The sequence below is a fragment of the Bremerella cremea genome (assembly GCF_039541315.1).
Classification (GTDB): Bacteria; Planctomycetota; Planctomycetia; order Pirellulales; family Pirellulaceae; genus Bremerella; species Bremerella cremea.
In genome coordinates, this window is the sequence record NZ_BAABFZ010000003.1 from 1,390,176 (window position 1) to 1,412,182 (window position 22,007).

A 22,007-nucleotide genomic window follows, 5' to 3' on the forward strand; every position below is an offset into this window, starting at 1 on the left:
GCTCGATCTCCCTCGTTGGTCCTGCCCGTCCTGCATCCCCCCCACTCGCGATCTTCGTTTTTCAGTCTTCCTAAGGAACAGTCGGATGCGTTTCCAATCTCGCCGCGGTTTTACCCTGGTCGAACTGCTGGTTGTCATCGCCATCATTGGCGTACTGATCGCTTTGCTTTTGCCTGCCGTGCAACAGGCTCGCGAAGCGGCTCGACGGATGCAGTGCACCAACAACTTGAAGCAGCAGACCTTGGGCCTGCATGGCTTTCACGATACGTTCGGCAACTTCCCCGCCGGCTATGGCTACAACGATCGCAGTAAGGCGGGTCGCTACATCAAGGCTTGGGCCTGGGGTGCTCGCATTCTGCCGTTCATTGAAGAGAAGAACCTTTACGATCAACTTCAGGTGGGCAGCCGCGAGTTCGACGAAGTACTGCCCGGGACAAATTCAGCTTCGTGGCCGGCCGATATGGTCGCCGCGATCCGCACGCCTGTCTCGACTTACCTCTGCCCTAGTGATCCCGATCCTAATCTGATTAACGAATCGGCATCGTTCAGTCACTCGGGCGGGCCTGCTTCCACTAAGCCGGCACGCAGCAACTATGCCGGCGTCTACGGGATTTATCAGTCGCACTGGGATACTAATCCTCAAACCCAAGAGCCACGTGAAAAGCATGGCATGATGGTTGCCCAGTACGGCACCAAGCTACGCGACGTGACCGACGGCACGAGCAACACGTTCATCTTGGGCGAACGTGGCACTTCGCATAATGCGGCCTACTGGGTCGGTGTTGGTGGTGTGCAAGACGAAGAAAACTGGTCAACCGCGAAGGTGGTTGGTCGCGCGTCGCTGTTGAAACTGAATGGTCCGCTGAACAGCAGCCTGCGTTACTATTCGATTTTCTCGAGCTTTCATCCTGGCGGAGCGAATTTCTCGTGTGCCGACGGAAGCGTGAAGTTCATTCCAGACACCATCGACTTCAATCGTGGTCTGACTTATTCCGGCGACGCCGTGAACAGCAGCACGCTGTGGAAGGATATCGATAAGAACACCCTGGGTGTGTACCAGAAACTGGGTTGCCGCGACGACGGCGCCGTGCTCGGCGAATTCTAGTCGACCAACCATGAACTCTCGGCGAAAGCGAACCAAACGGCTACTTTCGCCGGGATGGTTTCTGAATACCTAACTATCCAAACCCAGGGAATCTCTTCAATGCAATTTCAACCCATGGCTGGCATCCTATTGCTGGCCGTAAGCTGTCTGATCGGTTGTTCCGGTAACGGGCTTTGTACGCTACACGGCGTGGTCACCATCGATGGCAAGCCGGCCCCGGAAGGGACAATGCTCGAGTTCCAGTCGCTAAGCGAAGGTGGCTCGACTGCGTATGGCACCACAGACGCACAGGGCAACTACGAAGCGATGTTCTCGTTCAATCAGTCCGGCATTCAACCGGGCGAGCATGTCGTGCGATTGATGCCTGCCGAAGTGACGGTGTTCGCCGATGATGGTACGCGGCTGCCTGCCAGCCAGAATCCCTTGAAGAAGTTGCCGGCAAGGTACTTCACCGAAATCGAAAAGATCTCGGTCAGCTCCGGCAGCAACACGATCGACTTCGAGCTGGAAACCGACAAATAGAAACCGCCCTGGCACTAGTTAGTTGCGGTAGTCGTTGTGGCATGCCGAGCACGATGCTTTCACCTTCTTGAGCGTGGCTGTTGCCTCGCTCTTTTGGCCGGATTCGATTTGCTGCTTCAGCGACTTGGCCAAGCCCTCGGACTCGGCAAGCATCTTGCGAAACTTCGCGTCGTACTGATCTTCGTTCAACAGTCGACGCGTCTCGTATAAGCCTTCTTGCAGCAGCAGTGCCTGCTGGGCGGGTGCTAGATCGGCATGCTCGGCGGGAGCTTTCCAGCCTGCCTGTTCGCACAGCACGAGGCTATCGTAGATTCGATCGAGCTTGGCCATCGCCGCGGCAACCGATTCGACTTCCGCGACTTCCACCAGCATCGGCAGCGGAGTCGTCTCAGGGATCGGCTGAAACTGGGTGATCTCTTTCCAAAGCCCACCATAGTCGGAACTTGTCCCGGCGCTTCGCATGAAGTCGAGGGCCTGGTTCTCAGTCAGCTCTTCCGCTTCATAGCAGGCAACCGCCGCGGCGGCGGGCCCACGATGCTTACCATGATGGCAATGGAAGAAGATCTTATCCTGCTGGAAGTCTTTCATCACTCGCTTTAAAGCGGCCTGGGCGTCGTCGGAGATTCCGTCGTAACCGATCGGCACATGAACGTAACGCATTCCATATTTGCGAGCAGTCTTTACATCGGGGATCGCTCCATCCACCGAGACAATCACATTGATGCCCAACTCCTTGAGCGTCTTGAAGCCTTCTTCGCCGTGCGGCTGGCTGCCGCTGACGACATGGGGTGAGACCTTCAATACGTTGTCGATGCCAGGCATGTGTTCGCCATGCGGTAGCTTCGATGGGTCTTGAGCCCACAGATTGCTGGCGACGAAGAGAAGCAGAAGAGAGATAGCCAAACGCATCGAATCATTTCCAACAAGCGAAGTGCAGGCCCGGCAGTGGCATCACGATTCGAGCTATGCCGGTAATCGCCTGCGAACGCCCTCAGTCTAGTAAGTGCGTTGGCGCGAAGCAAACCAAAGAGGCAGCGTTCACGGCACGACGTCATCCCGGTGAAAGCGGCCGCGAAACTAGTTCGGCGCGTCGACTTTCAACTGCACCAGGTTCGCCGGAGCCGCCGACGCATCGGCACCTTCAGCCGGGATAGTGGGCTGCCAGTTTTCCATTTGAAAATGCTTCGTGTAGGCACCGTAGTCATGGAAGGCGTATTTCTTCAGCAGCCAGTAGACCCAGCTTTTCTCGGGAATCTCGTTGCCGGGATTGTACTGCGATGGATTCGACTTCAGCGCGTCGAGTTCCTCATACGCTTCTTTGCGGACCGTGGTGTCTTTCGCTTCATGCTCTTTGGCGAAGTCGGAAAGCAAGTCCGGCCGTTCGAGGATGATACAGCCGCGCGTGTTCTTGGCAGCCAGTTCGCGGAAGTCGCGTAAATACTCCGATTCATTGAAGACCTGACGCAGCGGTCGTTCGTCGTGGATCGATTCCTTGGCGAACTGAATCACCGGGCAAGGTTCGATATCGCCGTAGGGGCTGATGTGATGCGTGAAGCCAGTCGCAGCCGGGCACAACGCGTTGCCGTCGGCATCGTGGTAGGCGTCGATGATCGCAATCGGTTTCTTGACGCGCATTTCGACCACAAACTTGCGGACAGCCAACTGCTGCTGCGGCGTAAGAGCGAGGTCTGGGTTCGGCACCGGACCGACCACGCGGTAACCGTGGTACCAGCAATAAAACACGCCCATCTCGATCAGTCGATCGATCCATTCCTCCCGCAGCAGATCATCAAAGTTCGATTGGCACAAGCTGGTACACACGCCGGTCAACAGTTTGTTGTTGACGCAGTTGTGGATCCCTTCCATCGACTTGCTGTAAACGCCGCCGCGGCCACGACGAACATCGCTGATGATCTCGGTACCTTCGATACTGATCAGCGGCGTCACGTTGCCCAGCTTGCGAAGCTCTTTGGCGACTTCGTCAGTGATGAAGTGCCCGTTGGTGAAGACCTGGAAATAGGCATCCTGGTGTCGGCGGAATATCTCCAGAATGTCGGCATGCATGAACGGTTCGCCACCGAGGATCCCGAAGAACGCATTCCCCATCGCCTTGGCTTCGTTCAGCATCCGATCCATCGCGTCGAGATCGATCTTCGATTGCTTGGCCGAAACATCGACCCAACATCCCTGACATCGCAAGTTGCAGCTATTGATGACCGAGATATACAAGAAAGGGGGAAAGAACTCGCCTCGCTTGAGGCGCGCCTTGTGCTTTTGAACCGAGCGCAATCCCTTGAATCCCATCAGCCACATGAACTTGGCGACGAGTCGTTTGTCGGTTTCCAGGAGAGCTCGTTTCGCGAGGCGGAGATACATGCAGGTACCTTGGGAGGTTCGGGCGGTGACTGGCAGCGGTTTATTCTAACCGACTGGACGGTAAAAGTCAGCGGAAAGGGTCGATCGGATGGACACCCCGCGCCCTCCCATTTAGTATGCACAGACCAGCTTACGACCTCTGTGAAGCCGAAATTGACTCTGCATGATCGATCCTGCCCGTGTCCGACATTGCTATGAACTAGCCAAGCAAGACTTGCTCAGCGAGCGAGATCCTTCGGGGCACTGGATCGGCGAACTCTCGACCTCCGCCCTTTCGACCGCCACAGCCGTCAGTGCGCTGCAGTTAGCCCTGATCAACGGCTCGGCATCCAGCCGTGCTGATGCGTCGCTCATTCGCGGGGGTGTCGACTACCTGCTGGCGAACCAAAACAGCGATGGTGGCTGGGGTGATACGGACCTCAGTTACTCGAATATTGCCACCACAATGCTGGCGGTCGCGGCCCTCACTTTGACGGGCGATGCCGAGAAACACCCAAGTGTCCTGTCGGCTGCCAAGGCGTATATCGATGAGAAAGGTGGGATTCCCGGATTGCGTGCTCGCTACGGCAAAGACAAAACTTTCGCCGTTCCGATTCTGACCAACTATGCCTTGGCGCGGCTGGTCAGCTGGAAGAAGGTTTCGCCCCTCCCATTTGAAGCGGCCGTTTTCCCACAATCGTTTTACAAGTTCATCAAGCTGCCGGTCGTCAGCTACGCGATCCCTGCCCTGGTCGGCATCGGCCAGGCCAAGTTCTATCACGATAAACCGTGGAACCCGCTGATCCGCGGCATTCGCTCGGCCGCCTTCAAGCCAGCGGCAAAAGTGCTGACGAAGATGCAGCCTGAAAGTGGCGGCTACCTGGAAGCGATCCCGCTGACCAGCTTCGTCGTGATGAGCCTCGCCGCGACCGCTCGGGCCAACAGCGAAGTCGCCCAGAATGGCTTGCGGTTCATTCGCGATTCGGTCCGGCCAGACGGCAGTTGGCCGATCGATACCAACCTGGCGACCTGGGTTACGACCCTTTCGATCAACGCCCTTTCAGTGCTGGAAGACGACAACAGTCATCTCACGCCGGAATGCCTGGACTGGCTGCTCGCGTGCCAGACCAAGACGATTCATCCCTTCACCGGAGCCGCCCCAGGGGCTTGGGGCTGGACCGACTTAAGTGGCAGCGTTCCCGATGCCGACGATACGCCAGGAGCACTGCTGGCCCTCAAGTACTTCTACGAGCGTGGCGACTGCGACGACGCGACCAAAGAGCAGATCTTGCAGGCAGCCCACAACGGATGTCGCTGGCTGATGGATCTTCAGAACAGCGACGGCGGCTGGCCCACCTTCTGCAAAGGCTGGGGCACCCAACCATTCGATCGCAGCGGCAGCGACATCACCGCCCACGCGATGCGCGGAATCGCGGCTTGGGCAAGCGATTTGCCCGAAGCGCAGCGTCGGCTGGACCAAGGCCAAAAGTACCTGGAGCGGATGCAACAGCACGACGCCTGGCTGCCACTGTGGTTTGGTAACCAGGATCGAACCGAAGAAGATAATCCAATCTATGGCACCGTGAAGGTGCTGAACTACTTCCGCGATATCGCTGCTTCCCCGGTCAATATTGGCGAATCAGATCGCCAAGCCGCAACAAAGGCTCTCAAATGGCTTGCGAGCCAGCAGAATGCTGACGGTGGTTTTGGGGGTGGAAAGGCGATTTCTGATCGCACCCAGGGGCAGTACGAGAGCAGCGTCGAAGAGACGGCGCTGGCCATTGAGGGCTTGCTCTGCGACAATAAGGGAACGGAAAACAGCCCTGCCTGGGAAAAAGCGGTCGATTGGTTATGCCGTCGAGTGGAAGAAAATTCCCATGGTGAATGTTCTCCAATTGGTTTTTACTTCTCTAAGCTGTGGTATTATGAAAAGCTCTACCCGCGAATCATGACGGTCAGTGCTCTGGCCCATGCTTGTCGAGCGATAGAATCTTCAGTGCGCGAAAATCCCACCAGCGTCAGCGGAAACAGAGACTGAGATAACTAGCGTTGCCTATGCCTTCCCACTCCCAGCCTGAATCAGACCGCGGCGACAAGAAGCGCGTCTCCCGTCGTCGCAAAACGGCTCATTTGAAGCAAGTTCCCGATCGTCTTGCCCTGCGCGAAGAGATCCGTGATCGCTGCTACCAGGTTTGCGAGAACCTCGACAAATCACGTCCTCTCTCCAAGGACGAAATGGAGCAGCTGACCCGGGCCCTGCTGCAAGAGATGAACCTGCCCGAGTCCTATATTGGCTGGACGATGGTGATGATGACCTCCGCCTTCTGGCGTGACCAGGTCTCCGCGATTCCGCCTGAACGTCGCCTCTTCCTGCTGCCTCACTGCTTGAAGCATGCCGAAGGGTGCCCGGCCGAATACGACCAGTTCGGTCTCGACTGCAAAACATGCGGCGCATGCAGCATCGCCGATTATCGGGGGCAGGCCGAAGAGCTTGGCTACCGCGTGCTCGTCGCGGAAGGCTCGCCGATCGTGATGAAGATCCTGGTCAGCGGCTATGTCGACGCGGTGGTTGGGGTCGCCTGCTTGAACGTGCTGGAAAAGGCGTTCGACAAGATCTTGCTGGCTGGCATTCCCTGCATGGCGGTTCCGCTGCATTCCAGCGATTGCCGAAACACATCGGTCGACGAGAAGTGGGTCTTCGACATGATCCACCTGCCGCATCGCGAACCTCAGCAGAAAACAGCAACCTATGTCCACCTGATGCGTGCCGCTCAAGACATGTTCGCGCCGCAGAACTTGAACCGATTGATCGCCCCGCAGCGACAAACGCCCAAGACCGCCGAAGCGAACCTGATCGACCTGCCCAACCTCGATCCGATTGCCGCGACCGAGCGTCTGGCGATCGACTTCGTCGGACGTGGCGGTAAGTACTCGCGACCGTTCACCACGCTGGCCGTTTACGATGCGTTAACCGGCGGGCATGGCACCACTGCCGACGGTGCGGCCCATGTCGCGAACTATTCCGACTCCGTGAAACGCGCGGCCCTGGCGATTGAAACGTTCCACAAGGCCTCGCTCGTCCACGACGATATCGAAGACGACGACGAGTTCCGCTATGGCGAGCCGACCGTGCATCGCCAGTTCGGTGTTTCCACTGGAATCAACCTGGGTGACTACATGATCGGGCTCGGCTATCGCCTGGTCAGCCGCGAAGTCAAAACGCTGGGCGCGGAAGTGGTGGCGAAGATCGTCGATCAACTGGCCGAAGCCCACATGCGATTGTCCGAAGGGCAAGGCGCCGAACTGATGTGGCGTGACTCGACCAGCAAAGAGTTGACTCCGATCGACGCCCTGAAAATATATGCCCTGAAGACTTCGCCGGCGTTCGAGGCAGCCTTGCACTGCGGCATCGCTTTGGCTCAAACCAAAGACGACTACCGCGATCAGATGCGCAAGTTTGCCCGGCACGTGGGGGTCGCATTCCAGATCTTGAACGACCTGAAGGACTGGTTCGGAGATTCCGACAACAAGCTTTCAGCCGGCAACGACATCATCGGCGGACGTCCGACCGTGCTGTGGGCCCTGGCACTGCAAAGCCTGAAAGAAGATCGCAAGAACGAACTCATTCAAATTGCGAACGATCCAGACCTGACTGCGACCGCCAAAATCCAGCGAGTGCGAACCCTTTACCTCGAAGGAGGCGTTTTCGACGCCGCGGAGCAGCTCGTAGAAAAATATCGAGCGAAAGCGGAAGAAATCGCCGACGAAATCGAACCGGAAGCCTTCCGACGATTGTTGTACTATCTGGTGGATTCCATTCTGGAAACCGCTGATGATCACAAGCCGACGATTGTCATCCCGACAACTTCGTTGGAGTTCCCCTTAGCCGCGCCAACTTCGTAGCCCCACCGTTCGACCAGTCTGTTGGCCACCTCAAGTGACTTCCCTTTTCATGAAAAAGGATTTGATGTGGATCCCTGTCGCCATACGATGCCTGAGCTTAGCGAACTGATTGCCCTGTTCTACGATCGGGCAGAAGAACTGGGGCAATTTGAAGAGGTCTCGGCCCAGCAGACCCCGCCTCCTTTCCATCAGTTGCTGGCTCACAACGAGCACATGACCGTCACCGTCGAGCAGTTTCATGGCTGCAACGTCGACGTCAAAGTGCTCGAAAAACGAACCGACGGCCAGTACTACTCGCGGAAGATTTTGCTCACGCGGCAAAGCGATGGCAAAGTGGTTCAGTACGGGATCGTTCGTCTGAACTGCGAGTTCCTCGACGACGAACCCGCCAACGAAATCAAAAGCGAACGCATTCCGCTGGGACGCGTGCTGATCGAGCACAATGTCTTAAGAGAAGTGCAACTGACTTGCCTCTGGCACGTTCAGCCCGCAGGCGAACTGCAAGAGCTGATGGCCCTCGAGCCGAACGAAACCGTTTATGGTCGTACGGCTTTGATTTATTGCAACGGCGAGCCTGCCGTCGAACTGCTGGAAATCGTCACGCGCGACTAAGCAACTGGCTTTCGCAGCGATTGCAGTTTTGCTGAGACCGCCTTCCAGGCAACATCTTGTGGAAGGCTACCTTCTTTGGCGGCCAGAGCCGATGTAACGCCGGCCGCTTCTCCCATGGCCACCGCATTGCCAGTCACTCGATAGCTGGCATGCGCGAAGAAGTCGCCACTGATGCAGCGTCCAGCCATCATCAACCCATCGACATCGGCGGCAATCAATGCCCGCAGCGGAATGTCGAACGGCTTTGCTTTCACGCCACCAGAACCATAGGCCGCTTTCTTGTTCGCTTCCTTGGTCGCGGCATGAATATCGACACTGAACTCGCTGCGGCAGATCGCATCTTCATGCCGAGCCCCAAGGCGAACGTCATCGACCGTCACGAAGTAGCGTCCCTTGATGCGGCGACCGTCGCGCACACCGATCTGTTCGGCCGTCGTTACCAGGCGACAATCACTCCACGCTCCACCCAGGTTCTTTAACCCTTGGCAGATTTCGTATAACTCGCGACGCGAACGAATCGTCGCGGCGGTCACCTCCGCCGCATCGAAGGGGCGGACACCATACTCGTGATTCATCATCACCGCAGCAACGCTCCCCCCCATGTACCATAGCGTTGGCTTGGCATAGGAAGGATCGTGACCTGCTTTCTGGATGAATTCGCGGAACTCGTCTTTGGTCTGACCACCTTTCAAACGATCGAACTGCTGCAACGCTTCCGGACTGGCGGTGATGATTCCCATCATCGACATCGGCTGGCAGGGACAATCTTGATCGCGTCCGAACTCCCAACCGCAGCCTGCCAAGGCACCGACATCGCCGTCGCCGGTCGTATCAACAACCGTATGGGCTCGCCAGGCCTGACGACCTGATTTCGATTCGGTGATCACGCCACGCACGCGATTCGAGGCATCTTTCTCGACCGCCACAATCCGCGTGTGATACTGGACCTTGATCTTGTTTTCGTCGCACATCTGTTCGAGCAACACTTTCATGCTCTCGATGTCGTAGATGTAATTCTTCGGGCCGCTCGGGCGAAAGGCGTCCATCTCTTCGAGGCGCCGTGGAAGCTCGGCATTCAAGCCAGGCTTCTCGGCATCCATCACGTACGAGAGCATCCCGCTGGTCCACACACCGCCGAGGCAACCATGCGCTTCCAGGATCTGCACCGAAGCACCGGTTCGGGCAGCGCTGATGGCGGCTGCGATGCCGGCTGGTCCGCCACCGCAAACGAGAACGTCGGTGGTTCCTGCGATGGGAGTGTCGCGCTGCGGCTCGGTTACGTGGCCAGGCGTTTCCTTCTGGTTGTCAGCGGCGTGCAAAGCAGTCGGCAACAAAACACCAGAAACAGAAGCGGCCAAGAGTTGACGACGGGAAAGGGAATTCGACATGAGGAGCCTCGCAGCAAGGTCGGTTGGGGCAGGCGAAGAACTGAAAGGAAGGAATCACCAAATGATCATGTTTTTAGTGTACCACCGCCAGAGTGGTTTCTCCAACGAAACCAATGAGGCACAAGCAGAAAGAAACGGCCGGAAAAGTTGCTATATCTCGTATGGCATCGCGCCACCGAGACGTTTAGAATAGGCCAATAGTTGTTCAACCAACTGTCTTTTCAACGTGTTTTGCCCGCCCCACTCAAGCTCGAAGGCCGCACACCCATGAGATACATGGTCTGGCTACTGGTCGTAGCCCTAATCATTCTCCGCCAGGACCTCTGGCTTTGGGACAATGGCACCTTAGTGTTCGGATTTATGCCGATCACACTTCTTTGGCAAGGCGGCATTTCCATTGGCGCCGCATGTGTCTGGTTCCTGGCGACGATCTTCGCCTGGCCTACCGACCTAATCGAAGAAGTTGAAAAGCAATCGGAGGGAGGCGAGTAATGGTACCATTGATTGTCATCTGTATTTATCTTGCCCTGCTGTTGGGCTTGGGCATCTTCGCGAGCACCTTGTTTCGCGGTTCCAGTAAAGACTACATGCTGGCCAGTCACTCGATTGGTCCGTTCTTGCTGTTGATGAGCCTCTTCGGCACCACGATGACCGCATTCGCCCTGGTCGGTTCGACGGGCGAAGCGTATGCAGAAGGTGTTGGCGTGTATGGTTTGCTGGCTTCTTCCAGCGGTATCATCCACTCGCTTTGCTTCTTTGTGCTGGGCATCAAACTGTGGTCGCTTGGTAAGAAGTATGGCTACACGACGCAGATTCAATACTTCCGCGATCGCCTCCAGAGCGACAAAATCGGCATCCTGATGTTCCCGATCCTGGTCGGCCTGGTCGTTCCTTACCTGCTGATCGGCGTGATGTCGTCCGGCACCGTCGTCAGCGCGGTGACCCAGGGCGCATTCCGCAACGAATTTTTCGCCACCCACGATTACGGCGTTCCGCCGGCACTGGGCAGTTTGGTGATTTCGATCGTCGTGCTGGTCTATGTTTTCTTCGGCGGTATGCGAGGTACGGCGTGGGCCAACGCATTCCAAACGATGGTCTTCATGGTGCTAGGTATCATCACCTTCTGGATCATTTCGAGCGAACTGGGCGGGCTGCAAGCTGCCTCGCAAGCGGTCGCTGAGAAGCATCCTTCCAAGCTCATCCGCGACGTCGCCCAGCAAGACCTAGACACCTACGAGTCGGACCTCGCCAAATGGCGTACGCTGGCGGAATACAACTACGCCGCCAACGAAGCAGGCACGTTGAAGCTGACCGACGAGCAGAAGCAAGAAGCCGTGGGTGCCTACAAAGGCCCCAAGATCGGTAACTGGAAGGCTCGTGCAGAAGCCACCTTCGCTGCCAAGAACAACCTGCTGAACCTTTCGACCTTGGATAAAAACAAGGCGTACGTGATGCAGGACGACCGCTTCATGCCAGAAGAAGTCCCTTCTTCCTGGAGCGTGGCGATTCTGTCGGGTGAAGAACTGAATCATGTTCCTCGCAACGAAGCCGCCTCGGAGCGTGCGTTCACCGACGAGACCTATAGCAAGAACATTGGCCACCCCGATGACGACCTCGATCCGAACGATCCGAGCAAGGGCAAGAAGTGGACTCGCAAGCGTGCGGAAGGCGTTTACAAGGCCACCAAGTGGTCGCCAGAAAAGCCTCACGGCATGCACTATCTCGAGTTCATCTCGTACATGTTCGTTCCGCTGTCGGTCGGCATGTTCCCGCACTTGTTCCAGCACTGGCTGACCGCCAAGAGTGCTTCCAGCTTCAAGCTGCCGGTGGTGCTGCACCCGTTGTTCATCGCCATCGTCTGGATTCCTTGCGTGCTGGTCGGTGTCTGGGCGACCTCCGCCATGAACGGCCCTGCCCCGATGATTCCTCCGCACTTCAACCAGAATGCGGTGCTCTCGAAGATGGTGAGCGACATGAGTACGCCGCTGCTTTCCGGGCTGCTGATCGCGGGCGTGTTAGCGGCAATCATGTCGTCGCTCGACAGCCAGTTCCTCTGCATTGGTACCATGTTCACCGAAGACATCGTGGTCCATTACGGCGGCAAAGATCGCTTCACCGACAAGCAGGTCGTGATCATCGCTCGCTGCTTCATCATCGCGATCGTGGCGGTGACGTATGGGCTCAGTTTGTTAGAACCGCGAAGTGTGTTCTCTCTCGGCGTTTGGACGTTCGCTGGGTTCTCGAGCATGTTCCCGCTGGTCTTCGCTTCGCTTTACTGGAAGCGGCTGACCAAGCCAGGGGCTTACGCTTGTGTGATCTCGGCTTTCGCGATGTGGTGTTACTTCTTCTACGACTCGGACTTTGCCGGCAACACCCAGTACACGGTGCTTCACATGAACCCAGCCGCAACGATGGTGATTGGCTCGGCCATCGCTATGGTGGTGGTTTCGCTGGTTACACGACCACCAAGTGAAGAGCACCTGAAACGCTTCTTCCCCGAGAAGAGCTAACCTCAGGCCAACGCTTAATGACCAACCATTACCAGCGAGAACGTCTGTCTGACTTTCAGAGTCGGACAGCGTTCTCGCTCGGTAATCTTCTGTCGCATCCCAGGGGTCACGGCCGATATCTTCCGACTCATCCGTTTGCCGATGACGCGGACCTTCTAGCAGAACTCGATCTGACGCCCGCCGATTGCCGCAATGTCGATGCCTGGTGGGAACTTCACGAAGACGCCTGCCTCATTCAGGCGTATACCTTCGGACATGTCACGCCGGCAGGCCCAGGCCTTTATGCCTATCGCCAGAAAGCTCCGCCCCACTTCGTCACGCTGATCGTGGTGCTGGAATGCGAGTCGATCGATCGTGCCATGTTGGAGCAGGCCATGGCGTGCATTGCGAAACTTGGCTTCCCGAGAGATCTAATCTTTGACCTCTCGCCGGGCAGCGCCCCGATTCGGATTGAGGCGTTTTAGCGGTCGGTGGCTAGACTCGACTCACAGTCATGTTGTCGCGATGGATGATTTCGTCGTAGGGATGAACTCCGAGAATCCCTTCGATCTGATCGCTGCGGCTTCCGAGAATCTGCCCCACTTCTTCCGACGTGTAATTGGTCAGCCCCCGAGCGATCTCTTGCCCTTGGGCATTGCAGACGCGGACGACGTCTCCTTTGCCAAACGAACCGCGAACTTCGGTCACACCGATCGGCAGCAGACTCTTACCCTTTTCACCCAGGGCACGCGCGGCGCCATCGTCGACCATCAGATCGCCACGAGGTTGAACCGAATAGCCAATCCAACGCTTGCGTGGCGTGACTGCTTTGCCTTGAGCCAGAAACAGCGTGCCGATCTCTTCGCCGGCGATCAACTTGGTCAGCACGTCTGGGATTCGTCCCGAAGCGATGATCATGTTCTCGCCGGTCGAGGTCACCATGCGAGCCGCTTCCAGCTTGCTGGCCATGCCCCCCTTCGAGTGACCGGTCTTCTTATCGCGGGCAAATGAAAGGACTTCTTCGTCCAGCTTCGGCACCACCGACAGCAGCTTCGATTCGGGCAGTTCCGGCGAACCGTTGTACAAACCCTGCACGTCCGAAAGCAAAATCAGCAACGGAGCACGAATCAGATTGGTAACGCGTGCCGCCAGGCGATCGTTGTCGCCGAAGGTGAGCATCAGTTCTTCAACCGCCACAGTGTCATTCTCGTTGATAATCGGAATGGCACCGAAGTCGAGCACGCTGAGCAGTGTGTTGCGAATGTTCAAGTAGCGCGTGCGATCGTCGAGATCTTCGGCGGTCAGCAGCACTTGGGCCGCATGCCGACCGTTATCACGCAGGGCCCGGTCGTAGATCTCGATCAACTTGGCCTGACCGACGGCAGCGACGGCCTGCAGCCGAGCAAGGTCGGTCGGCCGCTTGGTGAGCCCCAGCTGGCTCATCCCGGCCCCGACAGCCCCACTTGAAACCAGCACGACCCGTCGACCCGTTGCCGCAAGCTCGGCTAACTGCCTACCCAGTTGGGTGATTTGCTCTTCGTTTAAGACTCCCTGATCGGTCGTCAGGACGCGCGTCCCAACTTTGACGACGATGGTATGAGCGGAAGTCGTGATTTCCTGCCGCAGCAAGTCGGTCATAGTGGCGAGGTTTCAAGGAAAAAATGAGAGGGCCAGTACGGATATCTTAGAGCCTGACGGTCAGCTTGCCATGGGGGATTGCCGCTAGAGCCCCGGAGAGACCGCCTGACGTAAGTTCAGGCCGTAAAGTCGTTGGCAGCGGTGCCATCGGTCATAAACCAGCACCCATCGTGATGGGGGAATCCGAGAGTTCGAATAGTTGACGGTTGAGGATTCAGGGATGCGTCTTTACAATATCTTCGTGCTTGCTGTTTCCGGCCCACGCCCCTCTCGCATCCCAGTGAGGTTGCGAGTCTCTGCAAACTCGGCAGGATTGAACTGAGATTCTATGAGTGAACTCTTCCACGAATGTGGTATCGCGGCGATCTATCACCTTCCTGGCCTTGGAGAAAGCCCTCTCTGCCCTGATCAAGGACCGGAAGAAGTTTCGCGAATCATGCCGCGAATGCTTTTGGATATCCAGAATCGCGGGCAATTGGCGGCTGGCTTCACGACCTTCAATCCCAAACGAAACCAACTGATCACGACTCACCGAGACATCGGTACCGTGCAGGAAGTGTTTCGATTGTCGCACCGCGGCAAGAGCGAGTCGCTGATGCGGGAATTCGCGGGCCGGGCTGCCATCGGACACGTTCGCTACGCGACCTGTGGCCAGGACGACAAGAGCTACGCCCAGCCTTTCGAGCGGCACCATCTGGTGAAGCACAAGTGGTTCAGCTTCGCATTCAACGGACAGCTGTCGAACTATAGCGAGCTTCGTGATCGCCTGCTGGCCGACGACGACCATCACCTGAGCCGCGAAACCGACACCGAAATCATCATGCACGAGATCAGCCGGGAAATGACCGGCGAGAAACGAATCTCGATGCTCGAAGCCTTGCGGCGTGCCGCCCCCCGTTTCGATGGGGCCTACAGCATGGTCATGCTGAACGCCTACGGCGAGATGCTGGTCGCTCGTGATCCTTACGGCATCAAGCCACTGTGCTACGCCGTTCAGGGATCGCTGTTTGCCGCCGCGAGCGAAAGTGTCGCCCTGATCAACATCGGCTTCGAAGAAGACGAAATCAAGAACGTCGAACCAGGCCACGCAGTAACGATCACCGATGGCAAGGTCGAAGTTCACGAGTTCATCGAACCAAAGCGAACGGCTCACTGTTTCTTCGAGTGGATCTACTTCGCCAACGTCGCCAGCACGCTCGACGGGCAAAGTGTCTACGTAAGTCGAACCAATCTGGGCGAAGAACTGGCCGCCATCGAACAGGAACGAAACGAGATTCCACTCGACGATGGCGATACGATCGTTGTCCCGGTGCCGGACACCAGCAAGGCAGCCGCCGACGCAATGGCTTTCAAACTGGGCATTCCTTCCCGCGAAGGCCTGATCCGCAATCGCTACTCCGGCCGAACCTTCATCGAAAGCGGCAGCAAACGCCGTCGGGCCGCGGAAATCAAATACACGCCGCTGCGAGAAGTCCTGGAAGGCAAACGGATCTTCCTGGTGGAAGACTCGATCGTTCGTAGCACCACGATGAAGGTGCTGATCAATCGCCTGCGAGAACGAGGCGGCGCCAAGGAAATCCATGTCCGTGTCGCTTGCCCGCCAATCATAGCTCCGTGCTTCTACGGTATCGACATGTCGACGATCAGCGAGTTGTTCGCTCCCAAGTTCATGGGCGACAGCTATTTGCTGACGGAAGAAATGCAAGACGCCATGGCCGAACAACTCGGTGCGGACTCGCTGCGGTACCTGCCGGTTGATTCGATCGCTCGAGCGGTCAACTTCCCTGGCGACAAGCTTTGCCAGGCCTGCATTACCGGCGAATATCCAACGCCGGGTGGCGAACGCCTTTACCAGATCGCCCTGGAATCGAAGGACGAAGTCGTCGAAGAAGGCAGCCGAACCTACGAACGTCGCCAGGAAGAACACGCCGCGACTTCGACCGGTGCCTAACGCATTGCGTTAGCAACACGCTGATAAACCAAGAGCCCAGGCCGCCGATCGACCTGGGCTCTTGTTGTTTCGAATGAGAACGGGTGGCAAACGCTAAGCGACTGATTCCTGCTTCACGAACTGACTGCGAAAGACATCCATCTCGTTCTTCCGCATGCGTCGCTCGAAGTGGGTTCGATAGTCGAGGTCGTGTTCGGCTGGCGATTCGTCGACGTCGATCGGCCCTTGAAGCTTCGTCACCTTGTGCAGGGACTCGACCGCCATCTCGAAGTAATCGAGCACGTCGGTCCAGAAATGCAGCTTGCCACCAACTCGCAGCACGCGTTCGATCTGCTGACAGAATTCTTCGTTCATCAACCGCCGACGGTGATGCCGAGCCTTCCACCAAGGATCCGGGAAGTACACATGGACTGCTTCCAACGATTCGGCCGGAATCGTTTCGCGGAAGATCTTTTGCCCGTCGCCATGGAACATGACGGCGTTGGTCCGCCCTTCTTTGGCCAGCTTATAGCCAGCGAAGCGAGCGTACTTGAAGGCGATTTCGATCCCCAGGAAGTTGTGCCCCGGGGTCATGCCCGAGGCATTCTTCATGAACAAACCCTTGCCGGTCCCCACTTCCACTTCCAGCGGTTGCTGTGTTGGAAAGTAAGACTGCAGGTCTGGCTGCGTCTCGAGCGCCTCTGGCGTGAAAAAGTGCTTCGAGAAATCGACGTCAGGATTCAGTTTCGGAAGTGCTTTACGGCCCATGACAATTCGTGAAGTAAGGGTCTAAAAACGGAACTCGTCGCGCTGCCGGGGATCGAACTGGTAAGCTCGCTCTCGGGCCAGAACCGCGGAGTAGGTTGTATCAGGAATAATGCGGGAAAGCAGAGCCATCACGGCCATGCCAAACAGGAAACCGCCGATATGCGCCCACCAGGCGACACCGGCGTCCATTCCCAAGTGCAGGGCGCCGATGCCTTCGATCACCTGCCAGCCGATCCAGATGCCCAGCACCGCAATCGCCGGCAAATCGACCGTCATGAAGATGATAATCAAAAACAGGAAGCAGCGGATTTGTGCTCGTGGGTACGTCACCGCGTAAGCCCCCAGCGTCACGGCAACCGCTCCGCTGGCACCCACCGTCGGAAGCAGTGCAGCAATCCCACTGACGGCCGCCCAGTGAGCCAACGCCGCACACGCGCCACCGAACAAATAAAACAACAAATACGGCACATGCCCCAGGCGATCTTCGACGTTGTTGCCAAAGATCCACAGGAACCACATGTTGCCCAGCAGGTGGGCAAAACCAGCGTGCAGGAACATCGACGTGAAGATCGTGGTCGACACCGCCGACAAATTGGCCGACAAGTTCACACGCGTTTCGACGCCGCTTTGCTCGAGCACTTCTCGAGCCTCTGGGGAATCGCCCAGAAGGTCGCGCAGATCGAGATCGATCGCAGGGCCACCTTGCACTGCCGACGTAAATCGAGCCGGCACAAAGCCGTAGCGAGTGAACGCCAGGTTATGCTCGACCGGATCGAGCCCCAGCATCGCCAGAAAGATAATGCTGTTCACCACAATCAAGCCGACGGTCACGATCGGCCAGCGGCGCGTCGGATTTTCGTCGATCAGCGGGAACAGCATGGGGATTTACCAGCGGAGATTCGGCTAAGCAGTCGAGGCCGCACCCCAGCGTGTGCTAGATCGCATCCGGAAGTGGAATGCCCCGAATCACCCCTTCGGCCACCATCGTGGTACCGACGAAGCTCTGGAAGTTGCAAACCAGCATGCGGTTCGGACGATAGCGAGTCTGCTTCAGAATGCAAACCAAGCGATCGCCGGGGCGGACGATGCCACGGAATTTGACTTCATCCAGTCCGCCAAAACCCATCCGCTTGCCTGGCATCAGATCGTGCGTGACGACATACCAAGTACTGACCTGGGCTGCCATTTCGCACATCAGTACGCCCGGCATCAGCGGCATACCAGGCATGTGACCACGCACCCAGAACGCATCTTCAGCGATATCAAGGTAGCCAGCGCAGATGCCCGCTTCCCCGTCGTCGTAGACGATGCCGGAGAGCTGTTCCATCTCGTAGCGTTGAGGATTCGTCTTGCGCACCCCTTCGAGATCCGCAACTACGTTATCGAAATCGATCGACGCAGGATCGAGAATCAAGTCTTCTCGCGCCACCGTGAATCCTTCAACTACCGATAAGGAACAATTGGACTTTGCCAAAACAAACCGACCCGTTCGTCCGGGCCGGCAACAGCTAACTTGTCTACCAAGACGATTAGGTCTTGATACCCTTGCGTTTGTTCTTGCGAGCCTTCGCATTCGCAGGACGGGCACCGTGGTTGGCTTTCTTCAGCTTACGATGTGGCTTGGCCATGGTTTGATTACCTTATGCAGGGTATTTCAGTGAATATTTCAGAGCGAACCCAAGGGTCCGCGCCGGATTGTGAAGCACAATCTATTCAGTATAGCGATTTAGGGACGGTGGAAAAGCCCTAATGGGTTTCGCAGCGGACGGCAAGACGGGATTAACCAATCGCCCGCAAGGTATTAAGCAGCAATGGCTTAGCGTCCGTGAAACGTTTCGTCACGGGCTTCTTTCGTTTGGGGAACCTCGCGCGGCGAATCCTTCAAGGGGTTCGATTTCGGCTCGTCCGGGATGGAAGAGAGCATTCGCCCCCGAGGCCGTTCACGCGGCTTGACAGGCTCGTCATCTACTTCTGGCAACGGTTTGCGGAAATAGGTCACCAGCTTCAGCAGACACGGCAGCACCACCAACGAGGTAAACAAACAGCAGGCCACGCCGATGGTTAGCACCCGACCGAGGCTAGCCAAACCGCGGTGCTCGGCCAGCATCAGCGCTCCGAAACCAATCATCGTGGTCAACGACGTGATGATCACCCCGGTCGCGGTCGAAGCCCCCAGCAGATAGCCCTTCCCTTGTCGGCGGAAGTCGTGCACCACGTGGACGCCGTCGTCGATGCCGATCCCCAGGATCAGCGGCAACACGATCATATTGGCAGGGTTCAAAGGAATGTCGGCGAAGCCCTGGATCCCGAACAGCATCAGCATCCCGAACGCCACCGGTGTCAACGCCAGCAAGGTATGCGTCAGGCTGCGGAAGTCGATCAACAGAATGATCATCACCGCGATCAGGGAGTAGATCGCCGCATGGATGTAGCTCAATTGCATCTGCCGCGAAGCGTGGAACGTCTGCAGCGGCTGGCCGGTCACCTTCGGATCGACCGATTCGACCTGGCGAACGAAGCCTTCCAAGGCGTCCATATCCCAGATACTGGCGTTGGGATAGATTCGCAGCAAAAGCTGGTTGTTCTTCCCGACGAAACGGGTGACCAGGGCTTCGGGCAGATCGCTCGCCGTGGGCGGATCCGGGTTCGAGATTGCCGCCAGCGAGTGAAGCCACTGCAACAGTTCCCCTGCGTTTCGTTGCTGGAACTGCGAGATGATCGCTCGGTACTTCGGCTCCGGCATCCCTCGCAGCAGTTCGCGAATCTGAGCAATCCGGCGATAGGTATGCTGCGAGGATGGTTCGTCCGGGGAAAGCAGTCGCTGCGAGTCGGCCAACACCTGACCGAGGTGCGCGGCTTGCGGGACCGAGATGTTCGGCACGTTTTCCGGGATTTGCTGCAAACGATGGTTCAGATCACCGATGATTTCGAGCTTTTGCGGCGAGCTGTCGGGCATCAGCGAGGCAATTTCTTCGACGCGATTCACCGTAGGTAAGGCCTCGAATTCCTTCTTTCGTTCGAGCAGCGTCTCGCGATCTTCGGCGATCGACAACGCAAACCAGACGCTACGATCGGTATCGCTCAGCAGTTTCTCTTCCCACTGAACGCTTTCAAGCCCCTTGGGCTGCAGGTTCAACAGGTTGTGATCGTAGCGCAGCTTCGGCACGCCCACGGCAATCAAGGCGATCCCAATCAGCGAGACGAGCAGCGTCATCTTGGGCGTCTTAAGCAGCGGCAATACCCACCAGTCGAGGTGTAGCGGCTTGGGCAGCTGAAAACGGCTGCGATGGCGATCGGCCAGGTGAATCGAGGCCGGCAATACCGTCATCGAGGCGAGTAAACAAACCAGTAGACCACCGCCGGCGATGATGCCCAGTTCGGCGACACCCGTGAAGTCGGTAAGCGAAGCGGTGAAGAACGCGACCGCGGTGGTTAAACCACCAGTGACGATCCCAGGACCAATATCTCGGGCTGTCTGCACGAGGGCTTCGCCGGTCTTCTTGTCTTCGGCTTCCTTCAAGTAACGAGCCACGTAGTGCACGCCGAAGTCGATCCCGAGACCAATCAGGATCACGCCGAACGAGACGCTCAAGATATTCAAATGCCCGACGAAAAGCGTGGCGAAGCCAACCGACATGGCAATGCCGATGAGCAGCGCGACCACCGCCAGCAGCGGATGCCGGAGGCCACCGAACGAGGCCATAAACAGGAAAGCAACCCCCACCAGGCTGATGACGCTGGCCTGGGTCATGTCGACCTGACTGCGTTCCATTTCGTCGTTTTCCATGACGGGAAGTCCGGTCAGCCCGAACTTCAGTCGTGGGTATTTCTTCTGGAAGCGATCGAGGATCGAGCGTAGTTCAGCGATCGCCTCTTTGCCCTGGGCCAGTTCGGACTGGTTTTTCACGAGCCGCAATAAGATCAGGCCAAGCTGGCCTTCATTCGCCAGGAAATAGTCGGAGTCGATCTGGCTCATCGCGCTCAGCGAGTCGTTCGGCGGAACGAGCATCGAGCCTTGCGCTTCCCCCTGCCCCATCGCGGCGAGAAGATTGCTGGCGAGCTTGTCGAGTTGTTGCCGGGCATTCTCCGCCATCATCTGAGCCTGAGGGGCTTCCGGCTGACGCGAAGCAAAGAGAAGCTGCTGATTCAAATCGTACGCCATCTGAGCGACGCTGATTGAATCCCATTGCCCCTGCATTAGCGGCCACATGCGATGCAACTGCTGGTCGATCTTGGACAGATCGGCTTCCGGTAGGAAGTGGAGGCCTTTCTCGCGAACCTTGCTCAGGCCTCGCTCGTGCAGCACGGCATAGAACGACTGGTTCTCGGCCGAGAGCTGGGTGTAAAGATCTTCCAGAGCCGGCACGATTTCTTCACGGCTAGGGCCTTCAATGATGACCACGACATCGTCATCAGCGCTGAACTGGTCGAGGTATTCACGCCACAACCGATTGAAACTGCTGTGCTTGTTGATCAGATCGAGGCGACTTGTTTTGAAGCCGAGATGATTGGTGGCGTAGAAAACGCACGACCCCGCGACGAGGAATGCCACCAGCAGCACCACGATCGGATACCGCACAACAAGACGCGTGCCCCAAGCCAACGGCTTGGACATCAGCGACTGTTCGTCGGACGTTTCAGTATGAGAAGGCATATGCCTGATTGGCAGCGTGCCTCGTAACGATGCACGTCCACCCGCTTTATTTACGTAGGGAAATGGTCAGGGGTCGCGGAATCTTACGCAAACCGATAATCGGCGCTAAGAGCGAAGGAGAGAATCGATGCCTGCTAGCACTAGCAGTACCAGCACGACGGCAACAAGCGGTCGGTCACTTCCCTGAAAGCCCGACCGCGTAGTTCGCCGGCCCAAAGACCGGCCAGCGGCTAACTAAGGCCGAACCACTTCGAGATCGAAGGGCCGCTGAAAGAATCGAGTGCGGACTTTTCGTCCTTGTGAATGTCGATCACTTTGCCGATCTTCATGATCTGGAATACTTCCAGAATGTTACCGGTCACATTGCAGACCTTGAACTTGATCTTGGCGTTCTTGCAGTTCTTGTTCAGCAGGATCAGCTTGCCGATCATGGCCGAAGACATGTATTCGATCGCGCGAAAGTTCAGGATCAGCTTCTTGGCCGTCGCGGCCTCGAGGATCAACTGTTCGAATTCCTTTCCAACGCGATCGATCGCGGTTTCGTCCAGGATAGAAGACTGGATAAACTCGGCAACGACCACATCCTGGACGTCGCGAACTTTGAGGTAATGGTATTTGATCGCCATTGCGTGGGCTTTCTAGA

General features: G+C 57.2%; 19 protein-coding genes. 9 read left to right on the forward strand and 10 right to left on the reverse strand.

Annotated features, from left to right (window positions below):
• The first annotated feature begins 85 nt into the window (after nucleotides 1–85).
• Together ABD890_RS07940 and ABD890_RS07945 are read left to right on the forward strand one after the other, a co-directional pair.
• Complete coding sequence (locus tag ABD890_RS07940; protein ID WP_345087618.1) at nucleotides 86–1,105, forward strand: DUF1559 family PulG-like putative transporter; 1,020 nt, start codon at nucleotides 86–88, stop codon at nucleotides 1,103–1,105.
• A 99-nt stretch (nucleotides 1,106–1,204) separates the two neighbouring features.
• Complete coding sequence (locus ABD890_RS07945) at nucleotides 1,205–1,627, forward strand: hypothetical protein (protein WP_345087619.1); 423 nt, start codon at nucleotides 1,205–1,207, stop codon at nucleotides 1,625–1,627.
• Between the two features lie 18 nt (nucleotides 1,628–1,645).
• On the opposite strand, the gene ABD890_RS07950 is transcribed toward ABD890_RS07945, so the two are convergent.
• Entirely contained in the window at nucleotides 1,646–2,536 is an 891-nt protein-coding gene (locus ABD890_RS07950) for a cytochrome c (protein ID WP_345087620.1), read from the reverse strand.
• A gap of 168 nt (nucleotides 2,537–2,704) precedes the next feature.
• Nucleotides 2,705–4,003: a radical SAM protein gene (locus ABD890_RS07955; protein ID WP_345087621.1), complete on the reverse strand. Its 1,299-nt coding sequence runs from the start codon at nucleotides 4,001–4,003 to the stop codon at nucleotides 2,705–2,707.
• Nucleotides 4,004–4,166: 163 nt separating this feature from the next.
• Here ABD890_RS07955 and ABD890_RS07960 point away from each other — a divergent pair, with 163 nt between their 5' ends.
• The 3 genes from ABD890_RS07960 (at nucleotide 4,167) to ABD890_RS07970 (ending at nucleotide 8,497) form a co-directional block, all read left to right on the forward strand.
• Nucleotides 4,167–6,020 (forward strand): prenyltransferase/squalene oxidase repeat-containing protein, encoded by a 1,854-nt coding sequence (locus ABD890_RS07960; RefSeq protein ID WP_345087623.1) that lies wholly within the window; start codon nucleotides 4,167–4,169, stop codon nucleotides 6,018–6,020.
• Nucleotides 6,021–6,037: 17 nt separating this feature from the next.
• The gene (locus tag ABD890_RS07965) at nucleotides 6,038–7,885 is read left to right on the forward strand and encodes a polyprenyl synthetase family protein (protein WP_345087625.1); all 1,848 of its coding nucleotides are present in this window, start codon (nucleotides 6,038–6,040) and stop codon (nucleotides 7,883–7,885) included.
• A gap of 66 nt (nucleotides 7,886–7,951) precedes the next feature.
• Nucleotides 7,952–8,497 (forward strand): hypothetical protein, encoded by a 546-nt coding sequence (locus ABD890_RS07970; protein ID WP_345087627.1) that lies wholly within the window; start codon nucleotides 7,952–7,954, stop codon nucleotides 8,495–8,497.
• Here the strand turns inward: ABD890_RS07970 and ABD890_RS07975 are convergent.
• Nucleotides 8,494–9,885, reverse strand: a complete 1,392-nt coding sequence (locus ABD890_RS07975; RefSeq protein WP_345087629.1) for an FAD-dependent oxidoreductase — start codon at nucleotides 9,883–9,885, stop codon at nucleotides 8,494–8,496. The genes ABD890_RS07970 and ABD890_RS07975 overlap by 4 nt on opposite strands.
• Before the next feature lie 267 nt (nucleotides 9,886–10,152).
• Between ABD890_RS07975 and ABD890_RS07980 the strand changes: the two genes are divergently transcribed.
• Genes ABD890_RS07980 through ABD890_RS07990 form a run of 3 tightly spaced genes read left to right on the forward strand, consistent with a single transcriptional unit; the run spans nucleotide 10,153 to nucleotide 12,859 of the window.
• Nucleotides 10,153–10,377 (forward strand): DUF3311 domain-containing protein, encoded by a 225-nt coding sequence (locus ABD890_RS07980; protein WP_345087631.1) that lies wholly within the window; start codon nucleotides 10,153–10,155, stop codon nucleotides 10,375–10,377.
• Nucleotides 10,377–12,395 (forward strand): sodium:solute symporter family protein, encoded by a 2,019-nt coding sequence (locus tag ABD890_RS07985; RefSeq protein WP_345087633.1) that lies wholly within the window; start codon nucleotides 10,377–10,379, stop codon nucleotides 12,393–12,395. Before ABD890_RS07980 ends, ABD890_RS07985 begins: the two co-directional genes overlap by 1 nt.
• A 17-nt stretch (nucleotides 12,396–12,412) precedes the next feature.
• Entirely contained in the window at nucleotides 12,413–12,859 is a 447-nt protein-coding gene (locus ABD890_RS07990) for a hypothetical protein (protein WP_345087635.1), read from the forward strand.
• Between the two features lie 10 nt (nucleotides 12,860–12,869).
• On the opposite strand, the gene proB is transcribed toward ABD890_RS07990, so the two are convergent.
• The gene (gene proB, locus ABD890_RS07995; protein ID WP_345087637.1) at nucleotides 12,870–14,012 is read right to left on the reverse strand and encodes a glutamate 5-kinase; all 1,143 of its coding nucleotides are present in this window, start codon (nucleotides 14,010–14,012) and stop codon (nucleotides 12,870–12,872) included.
• A gap of 328 nt (nucleotides 14,013–14,340) precedes the next feature.
• On the opposite strand from proB, the gene ABD890_RS08000 reads away from it, so the two are divergent.
• Nucleotides 14,341–15,963 (forward strand): amidophosphoribosyltransferase, encoded by a 1,623-nt coding sequence (locus tag ABD890_RS08000; RefSeq protein WP_345087639.1) that lies wholly within the window; start codon nucleotides 14,341–14,343, stop codon nucleotides 15,961–15,963.
• Between the two features lie 93 nt (nucleotides 15,964–16,056).
• On the opposite strand, the gene trmB is transcribed toward ABD890_RS08000, so the two are convergent.
• The 6 genes from trmB to ABD890_RS08025 all read right to left on the reverse strand — a co-directional run bounded on the left by trmB (nucleotide 16,057) and on the right by ABD890_RS08025 (nucleotide 21,990).
• Nucleotides 16,057–16,710: a tRNA (guanosine(46)-N7)-methyltransferase TrmB gene (gene trmB, locus ABD890_RS08005; protein WP_345087642.1), complete on the reverse strand. Its 654-nt coding sequence runs from the start codon at nucleotides 16,708–16,710 to the stop codon at nucleotides 16,057–16,059.
• A gap of 21 nt (nucleotides 16,711–16,731) precedes the next feature.
• Entirely contained in the window at nucleotides 16,732–17,589 is an 858-nt protein-coding gene (locus tag ABD890_RS08010; RefSeq protein WP_345087644.1) for a rhomboid family intramembrane serine protease, read from the reverse strand.
• Between the two features lie 55 nt (nucleotides 17,590–17,644).
• Entirely contained in the window at nucleotides 17,645–18,139 is a 495-nt protein-coding gene (locus tag ABD890_RS08015) for a 3-hydroxyacyl-ACP dehydratase FabZ family protein (RefSeq protein WP_345087646.1), read from the reverse strand.
• Between the two features lie 100 nt (nucleotides 18,140–18,239).
• Nucleotides 18,240–18,338 carry a 50S ribosomal protein bL37 gene (locus ABD890_RS25505; protein WP_373355884.1) on the reverse strand — a complete coding sequence of 33 codons (99 nt, stop codon included), beginning with the start codon at nucleotides 18,336–18,338 and terminating at the stop codon, nucleotides 18,240–18,242.
• Nucleotides 18,339–18,526: 188 nt separating this feature from the next.
• Nucleotides 18,527–21,364, reverse strand: coding sequence for an MMPL family transporter (locus ABD890_RS08020; protein WP_345087648.1), 2,838 nt, complete (start codon nucleotides 21,362–21,364; stop codon nucleotides 18,527–18,529).
• A gap of 230 nt (nucleotides 21,365–21,594) precedes the next feature.
• Nucleotides 21,595–21,990, reverse strand: a complete 396-nt coding sequence (locus tag ABD890_RS08025) for an STAS domain-containing protein (protein ID WP_345087650.1) — start codon at nucleotides 21,988–21,990, stop codon at nucleotides 21,595–21,597.
• Nucleotides 21,991–22,007 lie beyond the last annotated feature (17 nt).

Bases quoted from the DNA above. Each gene is read 5' to 3' on its own strand.
- ABD890_RS07940 (WP_345087618.1), top strand. From the start codon at position 86: ATGCGTTTCCAATCTCGCCGCGGTTTTACCCTGGTCGAACTGCTGGTT.
- ABD890_RS07945 (WP_345087619.1), top strand. From the start codon at position 1,205: ATGCAATTTCAACCCATGGCTGGCATCCTATTGCTGGCCGTAAGCTGT.
- ABD890_RS07950 (WP_345087620.1), bottom strand. From the start codon at position 2,536: ATGCGTTTGGCTATCTCTCTTCTGCTTCTCTTCGTCGCCAGCAATCTG.
- ABD890_RS07955 (WP_345087621.1), bottom strand. From the start codon at position 4,003: ATGTATCTCCGCCTCGCGAAACGAGCTCTCCTGGAAACCGACAAACGA.
- ABD890_RS07960 (WP_345087623.1), top strand. From the start codon at position 4,167: ATGATCGATCCTGCCCGTGTCCGACATTGCTATGAACTAGCCAAGCAA.
- ABD890_RS07965 (WP_345087625.1), top strand. From the start codon at position 6,038: ATGCCTTCCCACTCCCAGCCTGAATCAGACCGCGGCGACAAGAAGCGC.
- ABD890_RS07975 (WP_345087629.1), bottom strand. From the start codon at position 9,885: ATGTCGAATTCCCTTTCCCGTCGTCAACTCTTGGCCGCTTCTGTTTCT.
- ABD890_RS07980 (WP_345087631.1), top strand. From the start codon at position 10,153: ATGAGATACATGGTCTGGCTACTGGTCGTAGCCCTAATCATTCTCCGC.
- ABD890_RS07985 (WP_345087633.1), top strand. From the start codon at position 10,377: ATGGTACCATTGATTGTCATCTGTATTTATCTTGCCCTGCTGTTGGGC.
- ABD890_RS07990 (WP_345087635.1), top strand. From the start codon at position 12,413: ATGACCAACCATTACCAGCGAGAACGTCTGTCTGACTTTCAGAGTCGG.
- proB (WP_345087637.1), bottom strand. From the start codon at position 14,012: ATGACCGACTTGCTGCGGCAGGAAATCACGACTTCCGCTCATACCATC.
- ABD890_RS08000 (WP_345087639.1), top strand. From the start codon at position 14,341: ATGAGTGAACTCTTCCACGAATGTGGTATCGCGGCGATCTATCACCTT.
- trmB (WP_345087642.1), bottom strand. From the start codon at position 16,710: ATGGGCCGTAAAGCACTTCCGAAACTGAATCCTGACGTCGATTTCTCG.
- ABD890_RS08010 (WP_345087644.1), bottom strand. From the start codon at position 17,589: ATGCTGTTCCCGCTGATCGACGAAAATCCGACGCGCCGCTGGCCGATC.
- ABD890_RS25505 (WP_373355884.1), bottom strand. From the start codon at position 18,338: ATGGCCAAGCCACATCGTAAGCTGAAGAAAGCCAACCACGGTGCCCGT.
- ABD890_RS08020 (WP_345087648.1), bottom strand. From the start codon at position 21,364: ATGCCTTCTCATACTGAAACGTCCGACGAACAGTCGCTGATGTCCAAG.
- ABD890_RS08025 (WP_345087650.1), bottom strand. From the start codon at position 21,990: ATGGCGATCAAATACCATTACCTCAAAGTTCGCGACGTCCAGGATGTG.